Annotated in this window: 18 protein-coding genes; 4 read left to right on the plus strand and 14 right to left on the minus strand. The window is 50.4% G+C overall.

Going from position 1 to position 20,535, the window contains the following annotated elements:
- Positions 1 to 141: 141 nt before the first annotated feature.
- Positions 142 to 1,377 carry an aminopeptidase gene (locus AC0YN0_RS29510; RefSeq protein WP_475824504.1) on the minus strand — a complete coding sequence of 412 codons (1,236 nt, stop codon included), beginning with the start codon at positions 1,375 to 1,377 and terminating at the stop codon, positions 142 to 144.
- A gap of 196 nt (positions 1,378 to 1,573) precedes the next feature.
- On the opposite strand from AC0YN0_RS29510, the gene AC0YN0_RS29515 reads away from it, so the two are divergent.
- On the plus strand, positions 1,574 to 2,461 hold the full coding sequence (locus AC0YN0_RS29515) for an SDR family oxidoreductase (protein ID WP_475824505.1): 888 nt from the start codon (positions 1,574 to 1,576) through the stop codon (positions 2,459 to 2,461).
- Between the two features lie 22 nt (positions 2,462 to 2,483).
- Here the strand turns inward: AC0YN0_RS29515 and AC0YN0_RS29520 are convergent, their stop codons facing one another.
- The 7 genes from AC0YN0_RS29520 to AC0YN0_RS29550 form a co-directional block, all read right to left on the minus strand.
- Complete coding sequence (locus AC0YN0_RS29520; protein ID WP_475824506.1) at positions 2,484 to 3,356, minus strand: SDR family oxidoreductase; 873 nt, start codon at positions 3,354 to 3,356, stop codon at positions 2,484 to 2,486.
- Positions 3,357 to 3,362: 6 nt separating this feature from the next.
- Positions 3,363 to 4,172, minus strand: a complete 810-nt coding sequence (speD, locus tag AC0YN0_RS29525) for an adenosylmethionine decarboxylase (RefSeq protein WP_337101061.1) — start codon at positions 4,170 to 4,172, stop codon at positions 3,363 to 3,365.
- 404 nt (positions 4,173 to 4,576) lie between these two features.
- Positions 4,577 to 7,162, minus strand: a complete 2,586-nt coding sequence (locus AC0YN0_RS29530; protein ID WP_475824507.1) for a metallophosphoesterase — start codon at positions 7,160 to 7,162, stop codon at positions 4,577 to 4,579.
- Between the two features lie 5 nt (positions 7,163 to 7,167).
- Positions 7,168 to 8,433: a class I SAM-dependent methyltransferase gene (locus AC0YN0_RS29535; protein WP_475824508.1), complete on the minus strand. Its 1,266-nt coding sequence runs from the start codon at positions 8,431 to 8,433 to the stop codon at positions 7,168 to 7,170.
- Positions 8,434 to 8,475: 42 nt separating this feature from the next.
- Positions 8,476 to 9,258 carry a nucleotidyltransferase domain-containing protein gene (locus AC0YN0_RS29540; RefSeq protein ID WP_475824509.1) on the minus strand — a complete coding sequence of 261 codons (783 nt, stop codon included), beginning with the start codon at positions 9,256 to 9,258 and terminating at the stop codon, positions 8,476 to 8,478.
- Between the two features lie 48 nt (positions 9,259 to 9,306).
- Complete coding sequence (locus AC0YN0_RS29545; protein WP_475824510.1) at positions 9,307 to 10,725, minus strand: RtcB family protein; 1,419 nt, start codon at positions 10,723 to 10,725, stop codon at positions 9,307 to 9,309.
- A gap of 479 nt (positions 10,726 to 11,204) precedes the next feature.
- Positions 11,205 to 12,194 carry a Gfo/Idh/MocA family protein gene (locus AC0YN0_RS29550; protein WP_475824511.1) on the minus strand — a complete coding sequence of 330 codons (990 nt, stop codon included), beginning with the start codon at positions 12,192 to 12,194 and terminating at the stop codon, positions 11,205 to 11,207.
- Between the two features lie 157 nt (positions 12,195 to 12,351).
- Between AC0YN0_RS29550 and AC0YN0_RS29555 the strand changes: the two genes are divergently transcribed.
- On the plus strand, positions 12,352 to 13,740 hold the full coding sequence (locus tag AC0YN0_RS29555; RefSeq protein ID WP_475824512.1) for a DUF5808 domain-containing protein: 1,389 nt from the start codon (positions 12,352 to 12,354) through the stop codon (positions 13,738 to 13,740).
- A 35-nt stretch (positions 13,741 to 13,775) separates the two neighbouring features.
- Here the strand turns inward: AC0YN0_RS29555 and AC0YN0_RS29560 are convergent, their stop codons facing one another.
- From AC0YN0_RS29560 to AC0YN0_RS29585, 6 genes are read right to left on the minus strand one after another with little or no spacing between them, the layout of a single operon-like run.
- Positions 13,776 to 14,372 carry a P-loop nucleotide/nucleoside kinase family protein gene (locus AC0YN0_RS29560; RefSeq protein WP_475824513.1) on the minus strand — a complete coding sequence of 199 codons (597 nt, stop codon included), beginning with the start codon at positions 14,370 to 14,372 and terminating at the stop codon, positions 13,776 to 13,778.
- Positions 14,373 to 14,398: 26 nt separating this feature from the next.
- Positions 14,399 to 15,652: an S-layer homology domain-containing protein gene (locus AC0YN0_RS29565; RefSeq protein WP_475824514.1), complete on the minus strand. Its 1,254-nt coding sequence runs from the start codon at positions 15,650 to 15,652 to the stop codon at positions 14,399 to 14,401.
- Between the two features lie 33 nt (positions 15,653 to 15,685).
- On the minus strand, positions 15,686 to 17,770 hold the full coding sequence (locus AC0YN0_RS29570; RefSeq protein ID WP_475824515.1) for a class I SAM-dependent methyltransferase: 2,085 nt from the start codon (positions 17,768 to 17,770) through the stop codon (positions 15,686 to 15,688).
- 35 nt (positions 17,771 to 17,805) lie between these two features.
- The gene (locus tag AC0YN0_RS29575) at positions 17,806 to 18,300 is read right to left on the minus strand and encodes a CYTH domain-containing protein (protein ID WP_475824516.1); all 495 of its coding nucleotides are present in this window, start codon (positions 18,298 to 18,300) and stop codon (positions 17,806 to 17,808) included.
- Positions 18,301 to 18,323: 23 nt separating this feature from the next.
- Positions 18,324 to 19,088, minus strand: coding sequence for an AAA family ATPase (locus tag AC0YN0_RS29580; RefSeq protein WP_475824517.1), 765 nt, complete (start codon positions 19,086 to 19,088; stop codon positions 18,324 to 18,326).
- Positions 19,089 to 19,106: 18 nt separating this feature from the next.
- On the minus strand, positions 19,107 to 19,574 hold the full coding sequence (locus AC0YN0_RS29585; RefSeq protein ID WP_475824518.1) for a YdeI/OmpD-associated family protein: 468 nt from the start codon (positions 19,572 to 19,574) through the stop codon (positions 19,107 to 19,109).
- A gap of 194 nt (positions 19,575 to 19,768) precedes the next feature.
- Here AC0YN0_RS29585 and AC0YN0_RS29590 point away from each other — a divergent pair, with 194 nt between their 5' ends.
- Both AC0YN0_RS29590 and AC0YN0_RS29595 read left to right on the plus strand, forming a co-directional pair.
- Entirely contained in the window at positions 19,769 to 19,924 is a 156-nt protein-coding gene (locus AC0YN0_RS29590) for a hypothetical protein (RefSeq protein ID WP_475824519.1), read from the plus strand.
- On the plus strand, positions 19,921 to 20,256 hold the full coding sequence (locus AC0YN0_RS29595) for an ankyrin repeat domain-containing protein (protein ID WP_475824520.1): 336 nt from the start codon (positions 19,921 to 19,923) through the stop codon (positions 20,254 to 20,256). The genes AC0YN0_RS29590 and AC0YN0_RS29595 overlap by 4 nt, the downstream gene beginning before the upstream one ends.
- The last annotated feature ends 279 nt before the right edge of the window (positions 20,257 to 20,535 follow it).

Raw genomic sequence — 20,535 nt, forward strand, 5'->3', positions numbered from 1 at the left:
CATTTGTGCGACTCTTGTATGTTTTTCCACATATCCCCTCTTAATAATCATGAATGCGAAATAAAAAAAGAGAAGCGGTTGCACCGGCCAAAGCCTGCTGCGCAACTGCCCCTCTTCTATAAGGATAACCCTAGTTATTGATTAAAATGCCCAATTTCCTTTGCGGAAGATCGGGATGACCGTGCCGTCCTTCTGAATGCCGTCGATATCCATTTCGGCAGAACCGATCATGAAGTCATTATGCGTAATGCTGCTATTGACGCCATTGGCGATCAATTCCTCGGGAGACATCGTTTTGCCTCCTTCGATGTTGAAGGCATAACCGCTGCCAATGGCCAAGTGATTCGATGCATTCTCGTCGAATAACGTGTTGTAGAACAATATATTCGATTCCGAGATCGGCGATTGATGCGGTACAAGCGCCACTTCACCCAAGTAATGAGAGCCTTCGTCGATTTCTACAAGCTTTTGCAAAAATTCATGGCCTTCTTCCGCTTCCGTTCCGACAATGCGCCCATTCTCGAACGTCACCTTGAAACGGTCGATAATGTTGCCTCCGTAGCTAAGCGGCTTGGTGCTCGACACATAACCGTTCACGCCTTCTTTCAATGGTACCGTGAACACTTCTTCCGTCGGCATGTTCGCCATGAACGGCACGCCTTGCACGTTCGTGCTGCCTGCAGCAACCCAAATATGCTTTTCGGCCAGCTCGATCGTAAGATCCGTTCCTGGCGCCGTATAATGAAGCTTGTGGAAACGATATTCATTCAGCTTGTCGCTCTTCGCCGACAACGTTTCATGATGCTCTTCCCATGCTTGCACCGGGTCCTCCGCATGCAGACGAACGGAGTCGAATATCGCGTTCCACAGCAGTTCGACCGCTTCTTGCCCGCCAGCGTTCGGGAACACCTTCGCAGCCCATTCCTTGCCCGCGGCCGCGACAACTGTCCAACTCACTTTGTCGGCTTGGGTTGCTCTGCGGAACTCGCGCAAGCCTTGCCCTGCAGCCTTTTGGAAATTGCCGATCCTTGTTGGATCGATTCCTTTCAACAGGTCCGGGCTGGATGACACGATGGAGACGAACACCGCTCCGCGCTCGACGAATGAATTACGCTTATCCGTCTCCCATTGCGGATACTCCGTGAACACTTTATCGTCTGCTTTCTCGTATTTGAGTCTGGACAAAGCGTCGTCCGTCCACTCCACATGTACGTTGCCCGCTCCCGCTTCGTAGGCTGCGGCAGCTACGAGTCGGACGAAGGATGCCTGCTCGACAGCTCCGGTAATGAAGACCTCTTGTCCTTGCTGCACGTTAACGCCTGTTTTGACGATCAATTGCGCATATTTTTGTAAGTACTGTTCGAATGCTATAGCCATAGCTGGCATCTCTCCTTTATACAATCGTCTCCTGAAGAGACGACGAGATTTATCCATTAATCATACCATAACGAAATGACCATTGCTCGTTCAAGCCATGCTTGCGCTCAGTAATATATATGACAGTATGCTGTCATGTATTCTTTGTTAAACTACAATAACAATGGATCAAATACATGTATAGAGGAGCATCCGAATGAAGCCATTAGAAGGAAAAATAGCAGTCGTTGCAGGCGCGACGCGCGGTGCAGGACGCGGGATCGCCGTAGGTCTAGGTGCTGCAGGGGCAACGGTTTATTGCACAGGAAGAAGCATGCGGGGAAATCCATCGGACTTAAACAGATCGGAGACGATCGAGGAGACGGCCGAGCTCGTCACTGCGGGCGGCGGCATCGGCGTTCCTGTCCGTGTCGATCATACGAATCCGTCGGAAGTACAAGCGTTATTCGAACGGATCAAGGAAGAGCACGAGGGACAGCTCGATATTCTCGTCAACAATATTTGGGGCGGCGAGAAGCTGAGCGAATGGGGCAAGCCGTTCTGGGAGCAATCGCTGGCGAACGGACTGCTCATGCAAGAGCGTGCGGTAAAGTCCCATCTCATCACGAGCTATTACGGCGCGCCGCTTATGGTTGCCCGCGGGCAGGGACTCATTATCGAAGTTACAGACGGCATTGACTACCGCTATCGCGGCAATCTGTTCTACAGCTTAGCGAAGATCTCGCCCATCCATCTTGCAGAAGCGATGGCGGCGGAGCTTCAGCCTCACGGAGTCGCTGCAATAGCCATTACGCCTGGCTTCCTTCGTTCCGAGGAAATGCTTGAGCACTTCAATGTAACCGAGGACAACTGGCAGGATGCCGTCCACCATAGCGACGATCCTAACGCCGTCCATTTCTTGCAATCGGAGACGCCTTATTATATCGGGAAGGGCATTGCTGCGCTGGCCGCAAGTACCGATCTGATGTCTCGTTCCGGGCTTGTATTCCCGAGTTGGACCATGTCCGATGAATTCGGCATCGTCGACGTCGATGGCAGACGGCCGCATTGGGGTAATTACGCCAAGGAGCATGGCTTTCTGTAAGCCATGCTCCCTCCGATATCATTTAACCATTCACAATCTCACCGCCGTTAATATGAAGCATCTGACCGGTCACATAGCTGGAATCATCGCATGCCAGATAGACGTACGCCGCAGCCAGCTCATACGGTTGGCCGGCGCGTCCCATCGGCGTGTCCGTTCCGAAAGTCGACACGGACTGCGGGTCGAAAGAAGCCGGGATAAGCGGTGTCCAGATCGGGCCGGGAGCAACGCCGTTGACGCGGATTCCCTGGGCGGCGAGGTTGGCGGCGAGCGCACGGGTGAACGATACAATTGCTCCTTTGGTTGAGGAGTAATCGATCAACGTCGGATTGCCTTTGTACGCTGTGATCGAAGCTGTATTAATAATAGAGGCCGACGCTTTCAGATGCGGCATCGCTGCGATTGTCAGATAGAACATGCTGAACACGTTCGTGCGGAACGTTGCATGAAGCTGCTCGGCCGTAATGTCCTCCAGCTTCTTCCTGACATGCTGCTCAGCCGCATTGTTAACGACGATGTCCAGTCTGCCGAGCGTCTCTATCGTTTGCTTCACGACATCCTTGCAGAACGATTCGTCTCCGACATCGCCAGCCAGCAGATGGCACCTCACACCCTCCCGCTCAACGGCTGCTTTCGTCGTCTTCGCATCGTCGTGCTCGTTCAGATACACGATGCAGACGTCGGCGCCCTCCTTCGCGTAGGCAACCGAAACCGCACGGCCGATTCCGCTGTCGCCGCCCGTAATGATTGCGACCTTCCCCTTCAGCTTGCCCGCCGCCTTATATCCTTCCCATTCGTAGATCGGCAGCGGATTCATTTCCGATTCGATGCCCGGCTGTCGATTTTGATTTTGCGGCGGAAACACAGGCGTTTTATTATTGGATGCATTCGTCATCTGTGATCAGCTCCTTATATTTTTGCCATAAAAGATTTCATCCATTTCTGACTTCAAGCGGCTCGTAATCTCCTCTTGCTCCATTTGCGTCAGCTCGTCCTTCGTGTAGCCGAACAAATAATTGTTCAAATCGAATTGCTTCAGCTTGCACTTCGTATGGAATACGTTCTCCTGATAAATATTGACGTCGATCATATCGTACAGGGAGGCTTCTTCCTTCGGAATATAATTTTGGATCGAATTGATATCGTGATCAATGAACAGCTTATCGCCGTAGATATCTCTCGTGAATCCGCGCACCCGGTAATCGATCGTCATAATGTCCGTATCGAAAGAATGGATCAAGTAGTTGAGCGCCTTGAGAGGTGAGATCTCACCGCAGGTCGATACGTCGATGTCTGCTCGAAACGTGCTGATTCCTTCGTCCGGATGGTATTCAGGGTACGTATGGACCGTAATATGACTCTTATCGAGCTGCATGACAACCGAATTCGGCAGCGGTCCCGGCGACTCCTCGAACGACTCCGTCGGCACCTCGACAATCGGCCCTTCCGATACGAGCAGCGTTACGCTTGCGCCCTGCGGCACATAATCCTGCTTGGCGGTATTGAGCACATGAGCGCCGATAATATCGGACACGTCATTCAATATTTTCGTCAGCCGATCCGAATTGTATTGCTCGTCGATATAGGCGATGTAAGACTCTCGCTCCTCTTTCGACCTCGTATAGCAGATATCGTACATATTGAAGCTGAGCGACTTCGTCAGGTTATTGAAGCCATGCAGCTGTATTCGCTGTTCATGCGTGAGCTTCACCTTGATCCCTCCTTTTCCTTCCTAACTACTATTACCCAATAATTAGAGACCGATGCGAATATTGCTTTGTTACACGCAAAAAAACTACGGCGACTCAATTAGGAGCAGTCGGCTAACGGACATAAATGACCCTAATTGCCATTATTCGACCACCGCTGCATCGTAACGGACACGACAGACGCTAATTGCGCCAATCGAAGCGATTTCCGCTGCCAAACACACCTGTTAGAGGCTTATTTGTCCGTTAGTACAGTTAAAATCGCAAATCAGACCCATAAGGGTCTCTGGTGTCCGTTAGTATCAGCAACCGAGGCTCGGATAGCCGAACTCGAACTTTGCCTGCGTAGAAAAAAAGCATTCTGCGCCCGGTTAACCCGTGACGCAAAATGCTTCCTTCTTCCTGATTACAGCCTCGGATCGATTTCCTTCTCCTTGGCTGTCTCGAATAGCAGCTCAGCTGCCGCTGCTCTATAGCTCTCATTCGCCGTGTTAATATCGGCGAACGGTATCGCGAGCATCCGATTGCCGAGGCGATGCTCATTGAGCGACGTCCTCGCTTTAAGCTGAATATTCTTCTGCTTCAATAGCTTGCCGTACTTATGAGGAAAACGATAATCGTATCCGTAAATGATCGACAAATATTCTTTATTCCGAACCTTCATATAAGGCAGCGTCCGCTCATCCCGCTCCTCCGGTTTGATGACGACACCCTCCATATGTTGCTCTACCGTCAGCTCGGCGAAGTAGCGCTCCGCTGCCTCATAACTCCCCGCCTCAGACAAATCAAGCACAACGAATTCGTCATCCGACAAGAACCGGTACATCTCCGAAGTCGGCCAATCCGGCAGCAGCTCTTCGCCGTTCTGGTAAACAATCTTAAGCAGCGCGAACGGCTTATACGACAGTTCGCCTGCTTCGGCATACAATTCAAGCTGCTTCTTGTACGTTTCATAAGCGCCAATATGCTCGTGGAGCGGAACATGCTTCCCTCGCAGATCGGCAACATGCTTATAAGATTGATAGATGTTTGCCCCATGCTTCTCGCTAAGCACGTTCTTCGCCATATGATGCTGATCCTTCTCGAAGCCGCTTTCTTCATATGCTTGCAGCAGCTTGCCCAAAGCCTCGTCGAATCCGCTCCCAGCCAGATGAGCAAGCTCTGTCTCAAGCGCCTTGCCTATCGGCTTGAACTGCCGCTGAATGAGGCCATCGCCAAGCGCCAGCCAAGGAAGCAGCTCTCCGTCAAGCAACAGCATTTCGATCCCGTTTTCCTCCATATAGGAACCCAACTTGCCAAGTAAAACCTCATACACCGGTGCCATATCGACCGCATTTATCTTGTATCCATTGCGGCTGACAGCGAAGCACTGCTCAAGCTCTCTGTGCAAATACACATTGCATCTAGAGCCCATATACTTCGGCTGCAGCACGACCTTATGAATGCCGCGATTCGCAAAATAATCCAGTCCGCGCGCAAGAGACTCCAGCTCTCCGGCAGCTTCGTCCTTATCCGCAGGCGACATTGTTCCCGATACAAAGTTAATCTTATTGTTCGAAATGTATTGCAGCCTGCGTGAATCCTCATCGCTAAGCTCCTGCAGCGATACTTTGCGTTCCTCCTTGAACAAGAGCGGCAATGGCTCATCCGAAATGACCGCCCCAGCCTTCTGCGTCTTGAAGAAAGGTTTATGCGCCAATATGACTCCTGTTAGCGCATTGCCCTGCACAACGCCTGTATCGATATGAATCTTATTTTTGATACGGAACGACTGCTGCGCCGCAATATGGCCGAACAGATGATACGGATGGTTGCCTACCGCATCCCGCTTCAAGAATGGCAGTTGCTCTTCGAGCGGCTTGTCGCGGTCAATGCGGAAGTTGCGTTGATGGCGCTCCGAATCGCTATCCAGCTTACCAATATACTTGTTCTCGCAAGGCGCATGCGTTACATAAAACGATGGCGTACGCGTGCCGATCAGTCGATAGAACGACTTCGACAATGAGACCAAATGGTCGAACTTGGCGAGCAGCGAATTATCCTTCGAGAGCGTCTTCGTCGAATCGAAAAAGTTATCCAAGAGCTCCTGCTCCACGCCCTTGATCTCGCCTTTCATGTACTTGCTCACAAAATTCTCATGGTTGCCTATCACGAACAGGAAGTTGTCTTGATTGTCATAGAGAAACTCGATAATCTCTCCCGTTCGACCGCCCTTATCAATCCAATCGCCTGCAAGCAGCACTTTCGTATTCCGCGTCTTGTCCGTATGAATAAGACTATTGCCATCCAGCTCGAAACCAAAGCTAACGAGCAGCGCCTTCAACTCATCGACACTTTCATGCACGTCGCCAACGACGATGTATTTGCCGTCTTGAGGCAATGAGCACGAAATCAATTCATCCTTATTCGTGATGTTAACCTTATAATCGGGATTAGCACCGCCATCGACCGGCGACAAGAAGTCCTTCTCCCTCACTTTATGAATCTTGCCGTATTGCTCCCTTGCCAGTGAACCGAGCACTTCTTTGCGCAGCCGATTAATATGGGCCGTAATCAGCTTCTTCGAACGCTCTGAGGCGTAATAATCTTCCCGCTTCTTGTAGTCGAACAGGATAACCTCTAGGTTATAATGATTCGCTTTCGCGATTTCCCGAACCTTTTCCCTAAAGTCCTCAGCAAGTCCAGTCGTATCGACAACAACGAATTCCGCGTTCACCGGGAATGATGTCACCATACGCAGCCGCTCGTACAATAGCTGGAACGCTTGAGCGCTTGCCTCAAGCATTAATTGGTCGTACTTATCGTATTCATAGCCAAGCAGCTCCTGGCGAATGCCATCGGAGGACAAATATTGTACGTTCGCCTTCACGCCGCGCGCTGCATCCTCGAAGCCAAGCTGAGGAATAAGAACATGCTTCGCGAACGTCGTTTTGCCGCATTCCGTCGATCCGATCAACATAAATATCGTATGAACCTTCGTCGTTATTTCCACTGTTCCTATTCCCCCCTCTTTCTCAAAATCGCGCCTTGCGTCGTCCGCACACCATTCACGCCGTCGCCAATTGCAACGAACTCGCAGGTTACACCTAGCGGTGCGATAATGCGATGCAACCACTGCTCGAACTGGGTGCGTCCCATTTCCCATTTATGATCGTCATGCCGGAAGTCCTCCAGCTCGTAATACGTATTGAAATCCGCGTTAGGCGTCGTCAGCACAAAATGATCGAAATCCACGCTGCCGCATATTTGTACAATGAGCTCAGCCGCTTCTTCTTCGCTCATATGCTCGATCACCTCGGTCATGACGACATCGACGCGCTCCCCATTATATTGTCCGACAAACTGGTCAATCGACGGGTACGTCGCGATATTGTCAATGTCCTTTGCTTGCGCCTTACGCTGCACGATTTCCAGCAATGGCTCGTTAATATCGATCGCGTAATAGCTGTCTTCGATCTTCGCCGCGAAAGGAATCGCGTAGAAACCTTCACCGCAGCCGACGTCCACGATCGCTTTGTTGAACGGCAGCACGCCGCCGATGAAGCTTCGCCGCTGCTGCGCCGTACCGCCGAATTCGAAGCTGATCGCGTAACGATCCGATCTCTCCAGCTCGGCTTTATACTTCTTGAATCGCTCTCTTGTCGAAAGGAAGTTCCGGGCGAACAGACTGCGAATGTAGAACGGCGCGTCGATTAGTTGAACGCTCTTCATGTACTTCACGATCAAGTCATCTGAAAGATCGAGGTACTCCTCGCCGAACAACGCTAGAAACAAGCAAAGCACGCTGGCGACATGCATCAGCTGATGCAGGCTTTTCTCCGTTTTAATCGTAAGTGAATAGCTCTTGTGAGCAAGATGCTCCATTTCGAACGTGAAGCCTTGCATATGTTTATTGAAAAACTCAATATAACGCACAAGATGAATATGAATCATATTGATATGAAGCGTATGCTCATAGCCTTCTACATCCCGCGTATCCTGAGCCTTCAGCGGCGCTGAGAAAAACTCATTGATCGCCGCGAGCGGGAACAGCGGTGTATTGTAACGGGATACGTTCAAGTATTCGAAGTCGTCCTTTGCGTGTTTTTTGAACGAAACCTCATTATCCGCATCCTTGAAGTAAACATGGAACGTCGACGGCTCGCTGTACCAGCCGTAGGCGATTCCTTTCCTTACCGCTCGAAGCATCATGCCCGCATTCGGATTTTTCTTAATCACGAACGACAGATCTGGATTGCTCGAGCTCAGTTGTACGATTGCCACCTCTTATTCCCTCCTATGTACCATCCACTATCCTTGTCGGCTCTAGCTCCATACTTCCTTCAACACCTGTCGGAACAGATCATCCAGCTTATCGTCCAGCAGCGTCTCCGGCGCTTTATGCGCAGCAGCCGCTTTCTCGAAATAGGCAAGCTTACTCTCTATGTATGCGTTGATGACTTTGAGCTGTGGCTCGTAATCGAGCTCGTCTCCGGCTTTTTTGCGCGCAAGCATCTCCTCCACGACATTACGCAGCTCGCTTCCCTCTGCCATATATGCCCTGACAAGATGTTCGAATTCCATCGGGGGCATCGTTCCTTCGGTGTCGATCCATTCGCAAGCCAGGAGCGGCCTCAGCACGTAAAAATACTTTTTGATTCTGACCTGCTCACCCTGCAAATACTCTCGATAGTTGCCTCTAGCCATATTCAGATAGTGATGCATACAGGATTTCGGCGAAAAAGATAACGGCGAGATCTCTCGAATCCGATTCGCTACCGTACTATTCTCGAAATACGGTATTGGCGACTGCAGCCACTCGAGCAGCGGCGGGTTGGACTTGCGGAATAAACCAAGCGCCTTCTTCAAGTCCCAACCGTTAATGTCCAGCATGTCGCTGATCGGCCGCTCGATGACATCTCTGCCGCTGAATATAGACAAATACCATTCAACCGGCCTCACATAGATGAATCTCACATCATAATCACTGTCTTTGGAAGGGAAGCCCCAAGCCCGGCTTCCCGATTCGCATGCATATAAGATTCGAACATTTTCCTCCCGCTCTATGTCGCCTAATTGCTGCAAAATTTCATAACGGACTTCGGTCATTAGGGTCACTTCCTCTTCTCTCTTCTATTAATAATCGTTCGTTCTATCCTATACGCCCTTCACTGTTGCGAGCGGCTTGCACTTCGCGACTACGCTGGCGAGCCCCGCGCCCACGACGCTCTCGATAATTTGATCGACGTCCTTATAAGCTTGAGGGGACTCATCGATGAGCGACTCCAGCGAGCGCTTACCCACGACAACCTCATCTTCCTCGCCGACGCGCATGGCGGACGCGAACTCATCTACAGTGATGAGCCGCTTCGTGGCGCTGCGCGACCGAATGCGCCCCGCTCCGTGGCAGATGGAATGAAAATTGTTTTTGCCGCCCTCGCTGCCAACCATAATATACGAGGACGTTCCCATCGAACCTGGAATGAGCGCCGGATGGCCCGTAGCCGCATAGGTCTGCGGATTGTCCGGATGCCCTGCCGGCAGCGCTCGTGTCGCGCCTTTGCGATGAACGAAATAATTTCCTCCGTCATGCTGCTCCTCCCATGCGTAATTATGCATGAGATCGTATAGCGTGCTCATCTCGAACTTCGAGCCGAATACTTCCTTGCCTGCCTCGCGAATGGCATAGGCTATGAGATGGCGATTGACGACGGCGTAATTCAACGAGGAATAAAGCAGATTCACATACATCTCGCCAAGCGGGTGGGACAGCGGGGCGTATACGAGCTTCGGATCGGCCGTGCCAATGCCTTCGGCCCGCATCATCTTCGCAATGTCATTGCTGCAATACTGGCTGACCGATCCGCCCCAAGCCCGCGAGCCGGAATGGATCATGACGGCAACCTGACCGTCGAATAGGCCCCAGCTCTGCGCAATATCGCGGTTCTCCTCCGCAATCTCAATCGCTTGAATCTCCGCGAAGTGATTGCCTCCGCCTAGCGTCCCTAGCTGACGGTGCGAGCGATGCCACACCACCTCGGGAAACCGGTTCAGCGCTTCCTCATCGAAGCTGAACTTGCTGCTCTCGACATGGGTGAGCGAGCTCGCTTTGCGCGGCGTATATGCGTCAGGGACATATTTCTTCGGCAGTCCATGCAATCCCTTCTTCAGCACATGCTCAAGCCGAATATCGGAGAAGTGGCCCCGTGCATGCTCTTCAGAAGGCAAATACTTATCGATCGCCTTCACCAGCTTGCGCCGCAGCTTAATATCTTGTAATTCATCCTTGTGCATATTCGTCAGATGCACCCGCATGCCGCAGCCGATATCGCTGCCGACAATAGACGGCGACACATACCCGTTCTCGGTTTGCCATACGGCAGTCGTTCCAATACACGTTCCTACTCCGACGTGAACGTCCGGTGTGTAGCTCATATAAAATTGATTCGGAATTTGCAAATTGTTGTTCGCCATTTCGAACACTTTGTAATCAAGCGCGGCGAACAATTCGGGTCCGGCATACACATGCACCTGTCCCGCTGGCAGGCTTACCTGCTGATAATACATTTCTTTCATAACTTCTCTAACCCTCTCTGTGACGGAAATGAACGCAAAAAAGCCGCGGACGATACTCATCGTCCACGGCTTCAATACGCCTATGCTTCTGCTACTTCGCAACAAATTTCAATAAGCGCGAAGTATTAGAAAGCAGTCGAGGGCCCCGATGAGGCCGACGACATGGACAAGCTATTAAGCTGTAGTTGAAGCTGTGTTTCGACAGGTAGATTGTAGCTGAACATAGTGGTCGGCCTCCCTTCATTTGATTCTCATCATAATAAAGCCAGCATTTGGGTTTTGTCAAACTATTTTTAAAATAAATTTGTTCGCACTCGCTTGGTTGCCTCGAAACTTTTCTTTTTCCGTTAGGACGCCATCCATCGACCGAGCTCGCCATTTCATTGGATTTTTTAGTTTGACTGGATGATTTCCAAGCTAATCTACAGCCCGATTGATACAAAAAAAAGACTGCTCCTAAGAGCAGTCTCAACTACCATTTAAGCCTTCAAATCCGCCGGAAACACAAGCCCCAGCTGCTTTCTCGCCTCATCCATAACTTCCATGGCCAGCATGGAAGTTGCCAGCGAGTTAATCGCCGATTCCGTCTTGCCGGCCTCGACCAACTCGATAAATTCCTTCGCTTCGTAATACATCGAATTTCCGGAGGTCGGCTGCGACAGGTCTTCCTCTCTGCCGTCGCGGTACTGGATGACGACCTTCTCCGGTTCGCTGATCTTATCGATGAGAATGCTGCCGTTCTCTCCCTGAATCTCGGAAGGCAGCGAGGATTGTGTTATTTTCGAATACATAATAACCGCATCCATGTCCGCGTACTTCAGGAGCAGGCTTCCCTCGCCATCGACACCCGATTCTAACCTAACGCCTGTTGCCTTCACCTCATCAGGCTTGCCGAACAGCGCTACGACTTGATAGATGCAATAGATGCCGATATCCATGATAGCGCCATTCGAAAATGCAGGATTAAACGCATTAAGCACCGTGCCCGCCTTATAGGCATCGTATCTGGAGGAGTATTGGCAATAGCTCGCGAAGAAACGGCGCACCGTTCCGATTTTGGACAAATGCTCCCTAATCGCTGCCGTACCCGGCATGAATGTTGACTTCAGCGCCTCCATCAGCAGCACGCCGTTCTCTTTCGCCGCCGTAATCATCGCGCCCAGCTCCTTCGCGTTGGAAGCGATCGGCTTCTCGCACAATACATGAATGCCATGCTTCATACATTCAATCGCATACTGTGCGTGGTACGAGTTCGGACTCGCAATGTACACCGCGTCGATCTCTCCGCTTGCCGCCATGGCAGCTATATCTGTATATGTATTTGAAATTTCGTGCTTGGCAGCGAACTCCTCCGCGCGCTCCGCCGTTCGCGAATAAACCGCCGTTAATTGAAATGACTCGACCTCGCGCGCCCCGTCGATAAACCGCTCCGTAATCCAATTCGTTCCGATAACTCCGAATCTAACCATCTAATTCCCATCCTTACTGCGTTTAATTGTGGTTAAAAACTTTTAATATCAAAAAAACCGTGCACCTAGAAGTATAAATGTTCGTATAATAGGAGTAAAGCTTGCGGCTGCTTAAATACTACAACTCATCGTAACCATAACCAGGAGGCTTGAATATTTGGATAAATACATACTTTTCATCCCGATCTTTATCACTTACATCATCGTGCTTCTCATCTATTTTGGCCAAAATAAACCGAAAGGCAGCATTCTATTCGGGATTACGCTTCCCCCGGAAGCACTAGACGACAAGCAGTTGCTCGATCTGAAAACGTTGTACAATCAGTCGTATACCGTCTACTTTACGATTGCCTTGCTTGCAGTAATTCCATTGTTCGGACTTACCAGTTTCTTCTCCTTGTCGCTTATTTACACGCTAATGTGGCTAGCCGTCTTTCTGTACACATCGAGGCTGCCCTTTATCCGCGTCCATCATGGAGCCGCTATGCTGAAGAGGGAGAAGAAATGGTTCATAGGCGAGCCGCGTACGGTTCGCATCGACGATAAAATTAGCAGCTTCACGCAAGCGACCCTATTATCCGCATACTGGTTCGCCATACCTGTAGCTGTCGCATTAGTGTTCATCATCCTGTCATTCCAACAATCGGACATGCTGCTGCGCATGACGGGAGTAGCGTCCCTAGGCATAACATCCATCTTATTCGCCCTCTCGGCAGCATTTACAAGAATGAAGCCCAAATTGTATAGCGAGAACAAGCTCGTTAACGAGGCAATCCATTCAGCCGGCAGACGGTATTGGTCTATTTTATGGCTGTCCATGGCGATCTTCGAGAGCGGTTGCGCAATTACGGGTTACCTGATATTGTCCGAGGGCAGCTCGTCGACCTTTGTATTTTGGCTCATCGGCGTTTTGCTCGTTTCCCTGGTCCCAGTGGCCGGAATTCTGTTCGTTCATAACAAGCTCGCCATGCTTACATATGACATCGCCCATACGGATGGTCAAAGCGTCCTTATCGACGACGATCAATATTGGCAGAACGGCTCCACCTATTATAATCCGAACGACCCGTCGGTCATGGTGCCGAAGCGAGTCGGTATCGGAAAAACGATCAATATGGCTACTCGGACAGGCAGAAGGATTCAATACGGAACGATTATCGTTTCTTTGGCCATTATCCTTCCACTTAGCGCTTTTGCCATTAAGTCGGACTACACAGGGCCTGTACTGACCATTGAGAATAGCGGACGTATTGCCATTGATTATTCGCCTTACGATTTCGATTTCCCGCTGAATGATGTGGTGGCAATTACGCTTGAGGACACCGTTCCTTCGGGTTTTCGCACGAACGGCATGGCAACCGCTGCTTATGCAAGAGGCAGCTTCACGCTAGACTCACTTGGCAAGACTAAGCTGTACATTTACAAAAACAAACCGCCTTACATCATGATCAAGCTGCCTTACACCTATATCATCTACAATGAAAATGACCCTGCCAAGACGCGAGAGCTTTACGCCAATCTCGTTGAAGCAAGCAAACAAGGATGACCCTCAGGGGTCATCCTTGTTTGCTTCTAATACGGCTATTTCGCAGCACCATAGACGAATTGCTCCACCAGGTCTATCGTCTGCTCGTTAAGCTCACCGGAGTTGTCGAAATAAAGCACGGAACTCGCAGGAATGCTCCATTTCAGCTCCCGCGAGGCAAGCGACGTTTGGCTGAACGTTTCCCAGTGCTTAAGCTTGTATTGATCGAGCGGCAAGCCCCGCCTAGCGATTCGCTCATAATGCTGTCGATCGTCCTTCAGCTGGACGAACACGACCGAGACCTCGACATCGCTGAGCGTTGCTCCGATTCTCGCAAGCTCCGTCTCAATCCACTTTGGATCGTCCGTCTCCTTCGTAAAAGGACCAATCACGAGCGCATCGTTCCCGATCGCCACGTTCTCCAGCGCTGCGTCCATCGTAATCCGATAGCCGAGATCACGGCAGAGCGCCTTGTAGGCCGCCGAATCCCGGTCGTCCGGGTCTAATCCTGCTTGCGTCATCAGCGCAACCGCCGCGGGACGCAGCAGCGTGTCCATATCGAATAGAGCCGCACCGCGTCTCGACGCCAGCACCTTCGCCAACGTTGTCTTGCCTGCCCCCGCACCGCCTACAAAAAAAACGAGTTTCCTCATCGCATCAATGACACGTTCTACCTCCGTTATCGCTTAATCGAAATGTAAGCCACAATTCCATTGTAACCTACAGTCGTGATACGAACCTCACGGTTGTTGATCACCATAGTTACTGGCTTAATTGTGCCCTTTTCCTTCCGTTCCTTAAGCTTGTCCATGAAAATCTTGTTGAACTGCTCTGACTTGGACTCGAACATAAAATGGACAAAAGTATTGTAGATCTTTTCATATCCTTTAATTGAATACTTAGAATCTATTGAAATTCCAAAGTCAATGTCCGAAGAACCAAGGCCTACGCTCATCACAGAAGGTTGGAAGTCGTAGATGCCTCGATAATTATCGTAAGTCATCTTGTCGTAATCTTCCTTGTTTGTGTAATAAGTCTGAACGACGCGGGCATCCTCAAGATAACTGTCAGCAGGAGCAGTTTCCTGGACTGCCTCAAGGGCGTCGAACAGCTTATTAAACTCAGCGTTAGGGAAGACGTAGTACTTCGTGTCACCGTTTGGCATCGCAACCGTAGTGTGGTGCTTACCAGACAGTTCCGGCAGGTGAGGTGTGCGATTAGACTTCTTCACGATGCGGTCGACCAGGACGACAGACTCAGCACGAGTGATGTAGCCCTTAGGCTTGAAAGTCTTGTCAGGGTAGCCATTTATGACACCCTTGATGTAAGCCTCGATGACGTGCGTCGTGTATACGATGCTGTTCTTGTCCTTGATGTCGCTCCATGCCAGGTCAGCAAGCATCTCGTTCTCGTGGTGCTCAGACCAAGCCAGCAGAGACATGACGAGGTAAGCAGCCTTCTCACGGCTCAGGCTCACGTTAAACTTGCCGCCCCAAGCCAGATCGACGCGCTTGAAGAACAGCATGCGCTGAGCTTGGTCGAGGTAGGGGTCAGCCCAGTACTTAGTCGCTGACACGACTTTGTTAGGGTCGAAGTACTCCGTCGTCTCAACCAGGTTGGACTGCATAGGGTAGCTCAACTGGTCGAAGTACTCCATGGACCAAGTCACCTTGCCGTTGGACTGCTTCGCCGTCAGGGAGCGGATCATCATGGTGATGAACTCATCCACGTTGACTCGGTCGTTAGGTCGGAAAGTGCCATCAGGGTAGCCAGTCACATAGCCAGCTTTAGCTGCCTCGGTTATAACGTCCTTAGCCCAGTGAGTGGCTGGAACATCCTTGAAACTAGTAGTAGTAGTTGCAGCAGCAGCGTGAATAGGTGCAGCCACAACCATAATGATGATGCTCATGATAATGATAGCGAATTTCTTCATCTACTTGATCTCCCCAGGACTGTTAAAATGAATCTACTCCTTACCCTTTCGCTTCTCAATGACGATGAAGCAGGTGCTGTCCGGCAACGGCACATGTACGCCGTCTTCCCCGTACAGCTCTACCTTGTCAGCCAGCGCCTCTGTATAGCCCGCCTGCAAGTAATGGCTGCTCGTCACTATTCTAGCGCTGCTTCCTAGTGTAAGTCGGATAAAATCGTGATAGCCATTCGGCGTGAAATACCCGAACTGTTCCTGCACCTCATGCACATAAGCCTCTTCTCCCCAGGTGTATGTATACAGAAACTCCATCGCATCGTTAACCGGCATTCGCACCTCGTTGTCACCGAGTTTCTCGAATACGATTTTGCGGCCAGCGAAGTCCTTGCTGTATCGCTCCAAGCATGGCATCGCATCCGGCTGAAGGAAACGAAGCTTTCTCGTCATATCGGGCGGATCGGTCATAATACCGTCGCGAATAATAATACGCCCTCCTTCGGAGAGGACATCATATGCGCTGCGAAGCGCAGCCGCTATCGTGTCATAATTGAACTTGCTGCCGTTATAAGGGACGTAGGAGTACAGCTCATGAATGATGGATGAGAAAATAACGCTATCTATGCTGCCCGGCTCTACGTAATCCTTCAGGTTCAGCGCATCGCCCTGCATCACTTCCCAGCGGTGGCCGCCAAGCTGCTTCTTCCGGTTCAGCGCTTCTACGACATTGGTAGAAATATCAATGCCAATCGCTTTTTTGTCAGGCAGTCGCTCCTCAATTAGATCAAGCAGCACGCCTCCGCCCGGACCGATATCAATGACGCGGTCTCCGACGACGTAGTCGAGTATAATTTTTTTGTAATCCGCCGTTTGGTTCATGTCGGCCAAGTACACCTCTTCGTTGTGGAAACGGTCGTACTTGTCCCTGCGCAGCTCGAACAGATCATACAGCAGCAATACCGCCCGCTCGTACAGCGGCGACTTCTCGGCTTCCACGCAGAAAGCGATTAGCTTCTCCGCCGCGGCGGAAAATTCGAACTCGACAAATATCGTATCCTCAAGCTGTTCCTTCTGACTCAGCCTATGGCTTAAATGCGGATTGCTTTGCGTCATCCGGCCCGATCGAATAGCGTTCCAATCCAGCTCATTCAAATACTTCTCCATGATGCGCTGCTTATAGACATTAATTTTTTTCTGGCCGCGGTAGTCATAGTACATGCTATTCATTAGCTTCTCGAAACTAATATGCCGCACATCATTCAAACCTTCATTGCGGCCGGCGATAGCCATCACCTTCAGAAAGTGCTCCAGCGAGAAGTCCTGCAGAGCAGGCTCCGCATACCAAAATGTCTTTTCGCTCAGCGGCTCAAGCAGCTCTTGAAGCCCGTACGCTTGATTCAGCTTATCGTACACATCATCGAACGCTTCGCCGCGCTTGATCGACAACATGCGCATTCTTCGCAGCCGATCACGGGTTTCCTCCACTCTTGCTGATCGCTCGATGGCAAGCTCGTGAATGCGCTCCGCCACTTCTGCGCCTACGGCTTCCCATAGCTCGGGTGCTACCGCCCCGATCACGCAATGGTTAAGCTGGAGTAGCAGCTGCTCCAATTCCTCCCCCGTCAGCTGTCCGCTATCGATGCTCTCGAGCAGAGCTGTGCCCTCGGACTGCGGTATTTCTCCGCGGATTTGCTGACCGATCAACCCGTGGGATTCAATGAGCAAAGTAATAATCGCAGCCTCTCCGCCTAACCGCCCCTCGTTCAGCGAACGCTCGTAGAGCTGGGCTGATCCGCTATTATGGACGAAAATATTAATGCCTTCCGATTGCCAGCGCATACGATCCTTGAACGTGCCGCCCTTGGCCGTCTCCGACCAGGCTAGTACCTGCTCAAGCGCGTCCTTCATCCAATAAGAGAGCTTCTTCGCATCCAGAATACGCAAGCTTCTCTCCACATAATCGAGTACCGGATTTGCATTTTTTAACTGATCGAGGGAGCTTATTCGCTCTACGTTAACGATTCTTTCTTCCGCGGACGTGAGGTAATGAAGCCAAGGATGCCGTTCCGGATTGACGGGCTCGCCTTGGCGATAAGCCTGAATGGCTTGAAGCGATTGCAGCATAAGATGCGTTTCCTCCTCGTTTGCCGTGAATGAATTTATTTCTTCTGTAACTCCCGCCATACCGTCTTATTGCTGTATTGCCTCTCATCGCTGATATCTTTGCCGAACCACTCGGGTGCCTCGAATGCAAGCGCTTCGCTCTCGGACTCGAACTCGATCTCCAGCACGGTAAGCTTAAGCTGATCGTAAATGTCGATCTCTACTATGTCACCGTTCCATTCGGCGGTGACGCGGTTTTTCGTAAGAGGAACAGCTTGAAAGGCGTTAACGACTTGCTCATAGATCGATTCCGTAATGCTGTATTCAATTTCCTCGCGCGCAAGCCCGTTGCCTTGCTTGAACGTATGCGTGAAGCTAAGCTCCCCCGTCACCACATCCGTGATTTTACGGACGCGCAGCTCCTGATTCACATCGAGCGCCAAATACGTCTGTTCGATCCGCTGCTCGGATACGACCTGAATCTCCCCTTGCCGTACCAAGCCTTCCACCGTTTCTTTCAGCAAAAATTTACGTTCAATTTCCAATGCCATCTCGTCTCTCTCCTTTTACTGATTCAATCTTCTTCGCCGAACAACTCTCTTAACATCTTCTCTTTATGATTTAGGAACTGCTTCATGATTATGTAGTGCTCCGTCTCCTCCATCGTCGTAAGCGATATCCCCTCTGGGCTTAGGCTGTAGACATAAGAGTCCGGATAGGCCATTAGAATCGGCGAGTGGGTCGAAATGATGAATTGGGAGCGCTGCTGTACGAGCTCATGCATGCGCGAGAGCATTGCCATCTGCCTAAGCGGCGATAAAGCCGCCTCCGGCTCGTCCATGATGTAAAGACCGTTCCCGCCGAAACGGTTGAGAAACGCAGCAAAAAACGACTCGCCATGCGACTGCTGATGGAGCGATTTGCCCCCATACGAGTCAATGACACGACCGCCAAAACCAGGCTGACGGTCCATCTCGTCAATATTTGTAGCCAGATTGTAGTAGCTCTCTGCCCGGAAGAAAAATCCGTCTCTCGGTCGCACAGCCCCTCTCACCGGTCTTATATATTCATGCAGCTCGGAATGTGTCGCTTCCGTGGAGAACGAGAAGTTAATCGTTCCGCCCTCCGGGTTGAATCCGAGTGCAATCGCGATCGCCTCCATCAAGGTAGACTTGCCCATCCCGTTCTCGCCGACGATGTAAGTCACCTTAGGATGAAAGTCAAGCCGTTCCAATTCGCGGATCGCGCTAAGATTGAACGGATACTTGTCGAAGGCAGGTATGAGATCACGAAGCAAACTAACGCTTCTTAAATAAAGTCCCAATTCGCTTTTTGCCATCAGGCTAGTCCTCCCGCGTTATTTCAGCCTTTCGCCGGCTTTCAATTTTTCAATCGATTTCACGATACGGTTCTGTCTCGTTTCCGCCTTCTTGGCATCTTCAATCCACGTTATGTATTCTTTCTTATGCGAGTAGGAAAGAGATTCAAAGGCTGAACGTGCCTGCTCGTCTTGCTCCAAACCTATCGCCAAATCTTCCGGAACTTCTACATCACGCGAAGCCGTATCCAGCTCCATCGTCATACGCACGCTCTCACCCGCCTCGGCCTTCACTTGTTCCCGAAGCGTCTTATTGACGACCATATAATGCGAGCCATTTCCATGAGGCATCAATGAACCTCTATAAGGGATGTCGTTAATTGTTCCTTTGACCCTTACCTGTGCTTTCGCTCCGTACAGATGCTCTACAGAGCAGGGAATTGTGACATACGTCCATGTCCCTACCCCCTCCGGTCTTACGAGTGCAGTCTCAAACTCCTCCATCATGTACTCCTTCCATCCTCGCGCGGTTAATAGGTCTAGCTCTATTGTAGCAACGAATGGCCTAGTTTCACAAACCCTACTCGACTAGCAAAAATAGTTTTAGCAAATGGAACTTATGGCATTTATCACAACTTATGACAATGCGATAAAATGATACTATTACGTTAATCGCAACAATAAATGAAAGAGGTGGCTTAATGGACGCTCCTTTGGAACAACGGCTTGAGCAACTGCGAAATCGTCTGATTCTATTATCGGCTAATAAGGAGCTATGGCAGGATAACGAGATTATCGAGCTGTGTCGGCAAGTCGATCAACTTGTAAGCGAGATCCATAGGAACAGAGGACAATGATGATGCAGGGGACAAAGAACGAACAACGAGATGCAGGGGTAGACAAGGCTTTATTCACAGCGGTTCTTCATAATGACTACTCCAAAGTGAGATTGTTATTGCTTCAAGGTGCTGACGTCAACTATTCCAATGAGATGGGGATCACACCGCTCATAGCCGCCGCACTTCATGAGAATATGCGAATCGTATACGTTCTCATCCAATGCGGGGCAGAGATCGAGTTGCCTGACCGCAACGGAGATACCGCTCTAGACTACGCGACTCGTCATGGAAGAACAGCCATGGCTAGGTTGTTGAAACGACTGATTAGCGAACAAAATAACCGCACTTGAATCCATTCCGTCTTGTTCTTCCTCTCAAGTAGAAAACATAACTCATTATACAACCGCGGCTTATTTGAATACACAAAAAAAACCTTTAAGCGTAAATCGCTCAGGTTTTTGTAAGTAAGCATGATTGCTTACACCTTGAAAACTGAATATGAACGTTTTGAATGAATGCTTTAGCTGTTGCCTATAGGTTGTATGGACCATATAAGCCTTTTAGGATAAGCCCTCGACCGATTAGTATTCGTCAGCTACACACATTGCTGTGCTTCCACCCCGAACCTA

The sequence above is a fragment of the Paenibacillus sp. J22P218 genome, assembly GCF_056269195.1.

What these genes read in the sequence shown, in the direction of transcription:
- AC0YN0_RS29520 (WP_475824506.1), bottom strand. Translation starts at nt 3,356, where the DNA reads ATGACGAATGCATCCAATAATAAAACGCCTGTGTTTCCGCCGCAAAAT.
- AC0YN0_RS29595 (WP_475824520.1), top strand. Translation starts at nt 19,921, where the DNA reads ATGATGATGCAGGGGACAAAGAACGAACAACGAGATGCAGGGGTAGAC.
- AC0YN0_RS29545 (WP_475824510.1), bottom strand. Translation starts at nt 10,725, where the DNA reads ATGAAAGAAATGTATTATCAGCAGGTAAGCCTGCCAGCGGGACAGGTG.
- AC0YN0_RS29550 (WP_475824511.1), bottom strand. Translation starts at nt 12,194, where the DNA reads ATGGTTAGATTCGGAGTTATCGGAACGAATTGGATTACGGAGCGGTTT.
- AC0YN0_RS29510 (WP_475824504.1), bottom strand. Translation starts at nt 1,377, where the DNA reads ATGGCTATAGCATTCGAACAGTACTTACAAAAATATGCGCAATTGATC.
- AC0YN0_RS29515 (WP_475824505.1), top strand. Translation starts at nt 1,574, where the DNA reads ATGAAGCCATTAGAAGGAAAAATAGCAGTCGTTGCAGGCGCGACGCGC.
- AC0YN0_RS29565 (WP_475824514.1), bottom strand. Translation starts at nt 15,652, where the DNA reads ATGAAGAAATTCGCTATCATTATCATGAGCATCATCATTATGGTTGTG.
- AC0YN0_RS29570 (WP_475824515.1), bottom strand. Translation starts at nt 17,770, where the DNA reads ATGCTGCAATCGCTTCAAGCCATTCAGGCTTATCGCCAAGGCGAGCCC.
- AC0YN0_RS29560 (WP_475824513.1), bottom strand. Translation starts at nt 14,372, where the DNA reads ATGAGGAAACTCGTTTTTTTTGTAGGCGGTGCGGGGGCAGGCAAGACA.
- AC0YN0_RS29540 (WP_475824509.1), bottom strand. Translation starts at nt 9,258, where the DNA reads ATGACCGAAGTCCGTTATGAAATTTTGCAGCAATTAGGCGACATAGAG.
- AC0YN0_RS29590 (WP_475824519.1), top strand. Translation starts at nt 19,769, where the DNA reads ATGGACGCTCCTTTGGAACAACGGCTTGAGCAACTGCGAAATCGTCTG.
- AC0YN0_RS29575 (WP_475824516.1), bottom strand. Translation starts at nt 18,300, where the DNA reads ATGGCATTGGAAATTGAACGTAAATTTTTGCTGAAAGAAACGGTGGAA.
- AC0YN0_RS29585 (WP_475824518.1), bottom strand. Translation starts at nt 19,574, where the DNA reads ATGATGGAGGAGTTTGAGACTGCACTCGTAAGACCGGAGGGGGTAGGG.
- AC0YN0_RS29580 (WP_475824517.1), bottom strand. Translation starts at nt 19,088, where the DNA reads ATGGCAAAAAGCGAATTGGGACTTTATTTAAGAAGCGTTAGTTTGCTT.